The following is a 9,277-nucleotide window of genomic DNA, read 5'->3' as shown; positions in this document are numbered from 1 at the left end:
AACCTCCGAAGAGAGATGGCTGGCGTCTGTCAAACTTGGTTCAGTGCTGTGAGGCGGCTGCACCAGCAAGCAGGCGAGGCTGATTGCAGTCACGAAACTCCGTGATGCGGCGAGCTCCAAGCTGGCACGTTTTTGCATAAACGCATGATTACCCCTAAAGAATCCGTCAAAATACGATAAATCGTAGCTTTTTGGGCCTCGCGGCTAAACTCGCGCCATGCGCCAGGTTGGCACGTTTTTGCACGACCGCATATTGTCCTCCGAAGGGCCCGCCAAGGTGAAAATCGTACCTTTTTGGGTTTCGCGGTCAAGCGCGCGCCGTGCGGCTGAACATCGAACACCACGCTGAAAATAAAGCTGCTAACCGTCTGGTGACCCCAACGTACAGACAGAGTTACGGTTATTGACGCAGCAGTCGAGCGGTGCTCTTTACCTTCGGGAGACCGCGAAGCCTTAACGGCGATCTTGGTCGCGACCCGGACAGCAACCTCCGAAGAGAGATGGCTGGCGTCTGTCAAACTTGGTTCAGTGCTGTGAGGCGGCTGCACCAGCAAGCAGGCGAGGCATCCCGATGTTAATCAGCCATGCGGCCAAAAGCCATCTATTTAGCAGCTCGTTTATTGGAAAGCGATAGGATGAGGATTGGGTCCACAAGACTATCGCTTGAAAAATTGCGAAAGTGAATGCACCCAATCAGGCGACAGACTCTAACGCTCGCGATAGTCGTCTATAGCGCAAGCTCAACTCAGTCGAAACTAGAACGACATCGGCCGTCTGCTTCTGGCAGATAGTTGCCAGCCGTCAACGGTAGCTAATGCAGTAGCGTACCGTTTCTTCAAAGCCGGTCACGCCTCAATGAAGCGTTTTAGCAAGATCAGGCTTACCAATATGAAAATCAGCCAGCATATGCGGGTTAGCCCATTAAGCTTGGAGTTGGCTGAATCGGAGGCGGTCAAGAGCTTTTTTCTTGAGTCTTCAATTTTTTCTTGAATGTCTTCCACGCCCACGACGATGTCATCGTATTTTTTAGTGGAGCGCTCGAATTCGTCCGAAAGTAGGTTGATGTGACTAATTACGTTATTGTTTAAAGAGGTGATCATCCAGGTCGAAATGATCAGTCCTACGAGTATTACGAGATAGTCCCATGCGGTTGTAGCAGGTTTCAAAATAGCACCTACTGCTACTATGCCACCAGGTACAGCAAATGCTTTAGTTTGCTGCGCAATGATTGCATCTTGAACCTTTCCTAAAAAGCTAACACAGTCACTTTCGATCTCAGTCAGAATTTTGTTTACCGAAAATTTGCTTACATAAACCTTATAGCGCTCGTTGTATTTTTTGTAAAAGATCGAGATGGATGCCATTATCGTGCGGATATTGCAGTTTTTTTCCTCTTTCAAAAAATCCGTCAACGTTTCTCTCATAACGTGACGCCTTTCCTCGCAATGAACGTCCTCATCGGCCATTGCGGCTGCATGCATCGTTTGAGCATGTTTCACGCCTTTGTCATCGACCTCGATGGCTAGTAGCTCATCACTCGACATCAGATATGACACTTCTAGCTTTGTAAGAAGTGACTCTTTAGAACTGAAGAAAATATATTTGAGAGTCTGGCTGTCGTCGCCTTCGCTATGACAGAGCGTTTTGAGTATTTCTCTAACCAAAAAATACAGGGCTAGTAGTCGGGAAACCGACGCATGCTGAACCTGGTCCATGCCGATGATATGCATGTGATTAGGCTTTGCGCTGCGCGTTCGTAGCGAGTGCCACATCGCTTCGGCGTTCGCAAAGAACGGCACGTAGCCTTCATCCCATGCTGAGGGCTTAAGTAGGAAAAGCTCATTCCCAATCAGATCCAGATCGCAGGGGCTGTGACAACCATAAGCTTTTAGGAACTCATGGACGGCTTGTATATCTAGTGACAAGGTATCGAGTATGAGCTGATCATCCTCCAGCGAGATCCGATCAAGCATTTTGTGAGCCTGACGACGGATCTTCAGCGTTTATGCCCCTGAGCCTGTTGGATACGTCGCTTGGAAGCTTCACCTTCAAGTACACGAAATCTTTGTCGACGCTTAGGTCGGCATTGCTGTCACCAACGGCTACGGCGTCTAGCTTCAAACGGCCCGCGAACTCACCCGAGGGCAGTTTAACATCGACATATCCCATGCTCTTCGCGGCGACACCTGAGGGCTGGAATTCTTCACTCACCCTAAAGCGCTCAGAGTTCTCTGAGATGAATTTGATGAGGCCGCCAAGGTGAGGCGATCCCGGTTGCAGGCATTTATTGATAACGTGCTGGATTTCAGAAAGGTGCACACGTTCGCCTGCTTTATTTTCGATATAGCTAACAACACGGTTGTGAATGGTGCGCCGTTCCGAGGCCGGCAAATCACCTGCATTGTCCGTAAGGTATGCACCTAGGGCTTTTTTTAGGTTGTCAACGCAGACTTTTCCTGGCATTGAATCGGAGCAACCCAGTGCGACGTTGAAAAATTCGCTTCTTGAGTTTCCATTAATGAAATAGAGGTAGGAATCACCCGTATTTTGCGGAAAACCTTTTCTAAACTCTGTCAGGTCCATACAGGCGGCTTGGCGAAAATCTTGAAGGTTTAAACTCTCGGTCCCTTTGGGATTAAGGTTGGTGTCATCATCAAAATCATATCCTCCCCTTTTGCCGAGCATGACGATCAAGAGATGATCCACCTGCCGGTAATCTCGATAGTGTGAAAATACCACGTAGCCCTCGTTGAGAGAGCTGCGTGCGGGGTCGTTCGCTTCGTGGCACAACCGCTCCATCACGCCAGTGACAAGCGAGTCAAAATCGGCATTGCTGGAATATTGTGAGAAATTATCGGCAGCAGCGAGCATGTTTGGATCTACGTATCCGTAAATCCTTCCAGTTCTGGAAAACTTTTTGCCAATGAGATTTACAAAATCGACACATATTGGAGACGCTAGGTCCCAATCGCTTCCTTTGTTACTATCGTAGAACGATAGACCACCTAGTTTTTTCTTGAAAAACTTCGCTGCACATGCGTTCAACACAACAAGAGACTTTACTTCAGCGCTTTTATTTTGTGCATCTGCATTAGCATCAGGTGTAACTTGTGATTGATCGTCCATGCCATGCTCGTCCGTATTGACTATGAATGCCTAACGCTTCTGACGTCAGCTGAGAGTTATTGATGGTAGCACGGTGATTGTACGGGAATGCTATCTGGTCGGAGTGATCGGCCGGGATGCGGCTTAAGGTGGCGATCCACACAATTGGCTAACCGAGGGGTTGGTCGTCCGCTACTGGCCGATTTCTGCCGTTCGTGCAGGCCAGTAATCGCAAACCCAATGCCCATAGCTAAACCCCCGGTATCTGATACACAACCGAATCATATTTTTCCGCCGTCCGCCTTTCGATGACGACTCCCCCCAAAGCTTCAGCAATACGTCGACTCGCACGATTCTGCGTCGCAACAGGGTAGATAAAGTGTTTTGCCACCACCCACTGGCTAGCCCACTGAACAACCGCCCGCACCGCTTCACCACCAAACCCAACCCATGTTTATCTTCACGGATCCAGATACCCAACTCCGGTGTTCCGCTGCCAGTATGGTGCAGCCCGACCAAGCCGGTAAAACGGGCATTCACCCGCTCTCTGATCGTAAACACAATGTCGTTGCCATCCGCTATCGCAGGCAGCCACCGCCCCCAGACTTGCGCGTACTCTTCCAGCGAGGCAGGCGGTTCCCAGGACATGTAGCGAGTCAGTGCCGGAGTGATACAAGCGAACGACTCAACAGCGTCCTGCTCGCAGAAGGGCTCGATGTTAAGGCGTTGCGAGAGAATGCGGATTGCGTGGGTGTCCACTGGCATGGCCATTTCGTTCCTGGGGTCCGTTACTCCATGTATGCCGTGAACATACCATGCGGGTCGCTTCATCAGTATCAGGCTCTCTATACTGAGCCCCCAGGATGGTAGCTAGAGCACCCAATATGCCCGTCGCACCCAATCAAAATTCCCCCATCAGTTTGGTCCCGGTTCAACAAAGCGACTTGGATAATCTGGTAGCTATTCGAATCGAGGCCATGCGCGAAAGTCTGGAGCGTGTTGGGCGATTTGACCCTGTGCGTGCGCGGGAGCGGTTTGTTGGCGGCTTTGAAGCTCGCGACACACGCTATATCGAGGCGTCTGGAGAGAGGGTGGGTTTCGTAGTGGTGAAACATCACCCCAATGAACTCTTGCTCGATCACTTGTATGTCAGGCCGGGCGCGCAGGGGTCAGGGGTAGGGTCTGCTGTTCTCTCTCAGATTTTCAAAGAGGCGGATGCGGCTGCGCTTCCCATTAAAGTGGGGGCTCTCAAAGAAAGCGCGTCGAATCGCTTTTATACTCGCCATGGCTTTCAATTCATCGAAAGCAGTGAGTTCGACAATTATTATGTTCGTCAGCCTATTCCGGCGATTGGCGCTCATTCCAGAACCATGGGCTGACTGGCACTAGCCCTTCAGCTCACCAGCCCGATTGCTCGCCGCGTCGTCATACGCCACATACAGCGACTCTGCAATCTGGCTTTTGATCGCCTTGGTGGCCTCCAGCCCCAGCACAAAACCCTCGGCTTTACCGCCAGCACGGTTGAGTTCTTCATGGGTGGAGGCGCCAGTAATAGCGTCAAGCAGCTTGGCGGCGTGGGGGCCGACGCCTTTGGGGAGGGAGATCTGGTCGATGGACATTATCGCTACCTTGAAAAATTGAGTTCGGGAGCGAGTGGAACCACTGCCGGGGCTGGCATGGTAGACCTGTTTGCCATGAAAGGGGTCGCTTTACGCGCAGCGGCGCTATTCTTTGCGGCTACGCAGTCAGATTGGGGCATTGGTAAATCTGGAGGGGTTTATGGAGTATTGCGTTGAGGGCTACTGCCTTCGGCCATTGTGGGCCGACGATTTCGAGAGGGTCAGCCGTTACGAACGCGTCAACCGCAGGCATCTGCAACCCTGGGAGCCGCTCAGGGACGAGGAATATTTCACCACGGGCAACGCAAAGGCCAGGGTCGAGCAACAGGTCAACAATATGCACGCTGGCAACGCGCTGTGTTTCCTCTTGCTTGAACCCGAGAGCAGAGAAGTTCTAGCGCGGTGTAACTACACGAACATTGTGAGGGGCGTTTTTCAGGCCTGTCATCTCGGCTTCTCGCTGGCGGAATCAGCCCAAGGCCGTGGCCTGATGAAAAGAACGCTTCAGGTCACTAACCAACACTGCTTTGAGCAGTTGGGTCTTCATCGGATCATGGCCAATCATTTGCCTCGCAATGTGCGAAGTGAACGCCTTCTGGAATCGCTGGGGTTTGAAAAGGAAGGGCATGCGCGAGCCTATCTGAAAATCGGTGGCATCTGGGAGGACCATACGTTGAGATCGTTGATCAACCCTGAACAATAAGCGCCCCCTGCCACTGAGGCAGACGCACGCATGCGCGAGCTGACTGCCGCCGATCGGTCCTCGACGACAGGCGCAGGCTGCGCCGATCAAGCCTGGGTGCTGAACCCCTGGGCGGCACGCCGCTCCAACATCGCCCGCTCAGTCTCTTGCGTCGCGCGCTCGCCGTTGGAAGACAATTGGTTTATGAAAAACTGGTTTCTGCCCGCTTTAATATCCGACGGGTCATGCGTTCTGAACAAGGGCGCCAGATCAATAGTGCTGGCGAAGTTTTCATTGGTCAGGCTGTAGTAGCCCAGGGTGCTTCCAGACCAGGGTGAACCTGCGTCTACCATGTCGATGGCGGCGTTGCGGTAGGCCACGGCTGTGGCTTTCAGCTCAACGGATTGATTGAGCAGAACCGTCAGCCTCTCGGTCGCCTCACGGCTGAGTTGGCCAGCCGTATCGAGCACTTTCAGCCGGCCGTCAGCCTCAACGGTAAAACCGTACCCGGTGCTGGCCAGGTCGGGCGCAGTGGCTGCCAGGTTCGCTTCGAATGTCTGGAAGGAAGCTTTCAGCGCACTTTGCGCGCCATTGAACAGGTCGACGAAACGAGGAAAGTGCGGCGATTCGGAGCGACCGACCCAGGTATCAACGGCCTCCGGGGCTTGTGCCGTGGTTGTCGCCGCTTCACTGGGATGGTAAATGGCCGCGGGGCCGGCGTTTGCCAGGGCTTGCTTGGCGGGGTCCGTCGACGCCTGGGGTACCAGCTTCTGCTCAGAAGGCGTGAGGTTGAGATTGGCCGGTGGAATATAGGCAGGGCTAACGGAAAGTGCCATTTAATCGGTCCTTGATTAGCGGGTTCATACGGGTTATCGACCATAAACGCGTCAGCTTTAGGCCGTCACGGGAGCAAGCTCCCTCGCCACAGCTTTTGATCGTTCCACGCCCTGCGCAAGAACGAACACGCGCCCGAAGCATTCCTGATGCTCGAAGGCTCGCCACGGGGCATTTTGAATACCGGGCATGAAGGTGGGGAGCGTACGGCTGAAAATACTCGGTGGATTTGAACAGGCTACGCCCATGCCGTTGGGCATCCAGATCACACCCTGAGGGATGCATGTTTTCTTGATGTTTCGACACGACCGCTGCCTGTGTCTCCTTGTATATGATCTGGTCACCGCCAGATTCATTCTGGCCGCTTATCATCTGTCGCCTCAATGCGCTTGAAAAAGAACGCAAGGCGACTCGCCAGAAGGATACGACAATGACGACTTGCGCACCCCCTGCTGGGTCACGTGAACACTACGACTCGGTAAGCCGAGCAGTGCATTGGCTGATGTTCCTGTTGTTTGCGTGGATCTATTGCTCAGCCATAACCCATTACCTGGCGTCAGACTCAACGCTGGATAAATGGCTGTGGCCCTTTCACAAACCCGTAGGGTTGTTATTACTGGTGTTGCTGATCCTACGTGCCGGCTGGAGTCTGCTGAACCAACACCGGCGCCCACTCAGCATCAGCCGTTTCGCCGCCGCCGGGCACGGCATGCTGTATGCACTGATGTTCCTGATCCCGCTGATCGGGATGATCCGCCAGTACGGCTCCGGCCGGGCTTTTTCTGCGTTTGGCGTGCCGGTCATGGAGGGGTTCGAGGGGGAAAAAATCCAGTGGATGGTTGATCTGGGCAGCAACTTTCATAGCTTGCTGGGTTGGACAATGCTGGTGCTTATCCTCGGGCATGTCGGGGCGGTGGTCATGCACTATAGGCAGGGCGATAAGCAGGTGCTGCGGCGTATGACAATAGGGGTGCGCCAGCACTGAAGTGACGCGGCCCACAGGTAGGGCCGCGCTGTCAGGATTGCTCCCACACCACCGGCTTGTTCGCCCGCCCATGCTGGCGCGCCGTGACCAGGCCGATGGTCGATGACACTTCGGTGCAATGACCAGGCCACTTGCATTGCGGTACCCTTCTCCACCGCGTTGGCGATGGAACACAAACGGGGATACCCGGATATCGTTGCCGAGGATTGCTTGAATGAGTGGCAACGCTTGCGCCCCGCGCTTCAATAACGCCCGCTCTGATCAGCCTATCGCCTGATGCCCCAACCCACTCCCAGGATTCACGGATTTCCTTTATGCCGCCTGCCTCACGCGACCACGCCCGTATCGAACGCCGTCTCATCGCGGCCCTGACCGACGCCTGCGAGATCGCAAAGGTCGAAATTCCGGGCTTCGACTGGTTGACCCACACCGTCGACTACCACGCGTTTCCCCAAAGCCTGCGGGTGATCTGGGTGTTCGACAGCGTTGCGAGCAAGGCTCACGCCCTTGCGACCGGGGCGGACGCCCGTATGCGCGAGCTGACTACCGCCGCGCTGGATGACGCCGACGTGCACGTCCCGAACATCGCCCGCTGCGTCAGTTTCGACTCCGAAGAGGAATGCCACCTTCGGCATGGCGGCGATTGGCGTCGGCGGCTGGCTACTCTCCGGGGGATCTGAATCGCGCCACGGCTCACTGAGCAACGGGAGACCTCGCTACCCCACCTTGCACGTCAACCAAGCCCCCCAGAAAAGGCTGCTGAAGAAACGCGTCGCGTCGCCGAAGCCAGCGTCATGCAACAGCTTCTGAACCGCGGCCTCGGAATGGGGCGGGTCAGCGCCTTGAAGGATTTTGCCGAGCTTGGCCTTCACTTCGTCCGGGGTGGCGCCATGCTGACGCCACCGTTGGCCCCATGCCGCCAGCAGCAACGGCTGGCTGGCATACGCGTAATGATTGCCCGCGACGATCAGCGGTGCCCCCGGTTTCAGGTGCGCCCGAATCGATCGCAGCATCCGGGCCTTGGCGTCGTCACCCTCCAGATGGTGGAGCACACCGATCAAGGTGGCGGCGTCGTATGATGCATCTGCTGCCAGGTCTTCAAGCGGCCCGAGATGCAGGGTGGTTCTATCAAGCAAGTGGTTGGCTTCCAGCTGCTGCCTTGCCGCGTCGAGCATCGGCTGGGAGGGATCAACCGCCATGAAGCGCCAGCCCGGTTCAAGGTTGGCCATGGCGATGATCTCCTGCGCCGTACCGCCGGCGCCGACCACAAGTATCTTGGCCGAAGGGGCATCGCCAAGGCTCGCCGCGATCATGCAGGCTGCCAGATCCTGGCACGCGTCATAGCCCGCCAGCGCGATACGGCTTTGCCGCGCGTACTCGTTGGCTCTTGAGGTATCGAATTTGTCAGCAGGGTTGGATGCGGATGAGTTCAAGGCGGTTCTCCGTGGCCTTGGCGCAAATTACGTTAACCGTGGCAGTAAGAAAAATGCATTAATTTTATGTGCTGTATTCCCGTGGGGAATGCGGGGCTGTAGGAGTGGGGGGTTGCAGGATCGTACAAGCCTCTGACCTGTCGGCCCGGATAGTCTGGCCTTCTCACCGACAGGAAGGCTCAGCATGACTCACCTACAGCGACCCGCCCAACCGATAAACCTCGCGCACAAAGCCTCGCTCATCGATCAGCAATGGAGCCCAAGAGTGGTTGCCGAAATGAACGACTACCAGTTCAAGGTGGTGCGTATCGAGGGTGAATTCATTTGGCATTCGCACCCCGAAACCGATGAGGCTTTTCTGGTGCTTGAAGGCACGTTGCGTATCGACCTGCCGGATGGCCCGGTGTATGTGAAGCCGGGTGAGTTGTATGTGGTGCCGCGTGGCATTGAGCACAGGACGGCGGCCGAAGGTGAAGCCAGGCTGATGATGATCGAGCCTAGGGGCATTCTGAATACCGGGCATGAAGGCGGTGAGCGCACCGCGTTGAATGACCAGTGGATTTGAGCGCCGAGGCTTATTGCCTTCTGTAGGAGCGAGCTTGCTCGCGAAAAACGCCAA

The 9,277-nt window shown here is 54.9% G+C and carries 10 protein-coding genes and 1 pseudogene; 5 read left to right on the top strand and 6 right to left on the bottom strand.

From position 1 onward, the window contains the following. Positions 1-845: 845 nt before the first annotated feature. From ACTJLA_RS14205 to ACTJLA_RS14195, 3 genes and pseudogenes are all read right to left on the bottom strand, one after another. Positions 846-1,973, bottom strand: coding sequence for a hypothetical protein (locus ACTJLA_RS14205; protein WP_314549957.1), 1,128 nt, complete (start codon positions 1,971-1,973; stop codon positions 846-848). Then, entirely contained in the window at positions 1,966-3,126 is a 1,161-nt protein-coding gene (locus tag ACTJLA_RS14200; protein WP_314549955.1) for a nucleoid-associated protein, read from the bottom strand. The genes ACTJLA_RS14205 and ACTJLA_RS14200 overlap by 8 nt, the downstream gene beginning before the upstream one ends. Before the next feature lie 229 nt (positions 3,127-3,355). Next, positions 3,356-3,870: pseudogene (locus ACTJLA_RS14195) on the bottom strand (GNAT family N-acetyltransferase). 119 nt (positions 3,871-3,989) lie between these two features. Here ACTJLA_RS14195 and ACTJLA_RS14190 point away from each other — a divergent pair. After that, on the top strand, positions 3,990-4,484 hold the full coding sequence (locus tag ACTJLA_RS14190; RefSeq protein ID WP_314549948.1) for a GNAT family N-acetyltransferase: 495 nt from the start codon (positions 3,990-3,992) through the stop codon (positions 4,482-4,484). A 6-nt stretch (positions 4,485-4,490) separates the two neighbouring features. Here ACTJLA_RS14190 and ACTJLA_RS14185 read toward each other — a convergent pair whose 3' ends face one another. Next, positions 4,491-4,724: a hypothetical protein gene (locus tag ACTJLA_RS14185; protein WP_003192651.1), complete on the bottom strand. Its 234-nt coding sequence runs from the start codon at positions 4,722-4,724 to the stop codon at positions 4,491-4,493. A gap of 160 nt (positions 4,725-4,884) precedes the next feature. On the opposite strand from ACTJLA_RS14185, the gene ACTJLA_RS14180 reads away from it, so the two are divergent. Continuing rightward, complete coding sequence (locus tag ACTJLA_RS14180; RefSeq protein WP_314549942.1) at positions 4,885-5,427, top strand: GNAT family N-acetyltransferase; 543 nt, start codon at positions 4,885-4,887, stop codon at positions 5,425-5,427. A gap of 86 nt (positions 5,428-5,513) precedes the next feature. On the opposite strand, the gene ACTJLA_RS14175 is transcribed toward ACTJLA_RS14180, so the two are convergent. Then, positions 5,514-6,242, bottom strand: coding sequence for a hypothetical protein (locus ACTJLA_RS14175; protein WP_089042004.1), 729 nt, complete (start codon positions 6,240-6,242; stop codon positions 5,514-5,516). 329 nt (positions 6,243-6,571) lie between these two features. Between ACTJLA_RS14175 and ACTJLA_RS14170 the strand changes: the two genes are divergently transcribed. Together ACTJLA_RS14170 and ACTJLA_RS14165 are read left to right on the top strand one after the other, a co-directional pair. Then, on the top strand, positions 6,572-7,225 hold the full coding sequence (locus ACTJLA_RS14170) for a cytochrome b (RefSeq protein WP_314550036.1): 654 nt from the start codon (positions 6,572-6,574) through the stop codon (positions 7,223-7,225). Positions 7,226-7,539: 314 nt separating this feature from the next. Beyond that, complete coding sequence (locus ACTJLA_RS14165) at positions 7,540-7,905, top strand: hypothetical protein (RefSeq protein WP_314549938.1); 366 nt, start codon at positions 7,540-7,542, stop codon at positions 7,903-7,905. A gap of 36 nt (positions 7,906-7,941) precedes the next feature. On the opposite strand, the gene ACTJLA_RS14160 is transcribed toward ACTJLA_RS14165, so the two are convergent. Beyond that, the gene (locus ACTJLA_RS14160) at positions 7,942-8,658 is read right to left on the bottom strand and encodes a class I SAM-dependent methyltransferase (RefSeq protein ID WP_259284550.1); all 717 of its coding nucleotides are present in this window, start codon (positions 8,656-8,658) and stop codon (positions 7,942-7,944) included. Between the two features lie 184 nt (positions 8,659-8,842). On the opposite strand from ACTJLA_RS14160, the gene ACTJLA_RS14155 reads away from it, so the two are divergent. Beyond that, complete coding sequence (locus tag ACTJLA_RS14155; protein ID WP_259284551.1) at positions 8,843-9,223, top strand: cupin domain-containing protein; 381 nt, start codon at positions 8,843-8,845, stop codon at positions 9,221-9,223. Positions 9,224-9,277: the final 54 nt, after the last annotated feature.

Source organism: Pseudomonas sp. 22072, assembly GCF_052046095.1.
GTDB classification, from domain to species: domain Bacteria; phylum Pseudomonadota; class Gammaproteobacteria; order Pseudomonadales; family Pseudomonadaceae; genus Aquipseudomonas; species Aquipseudomonas paracarnis.
Note: the sequence above shows the minus strand (reverse complement) of the source record. Positions and strands in the feature narration are given on the sequence as shown.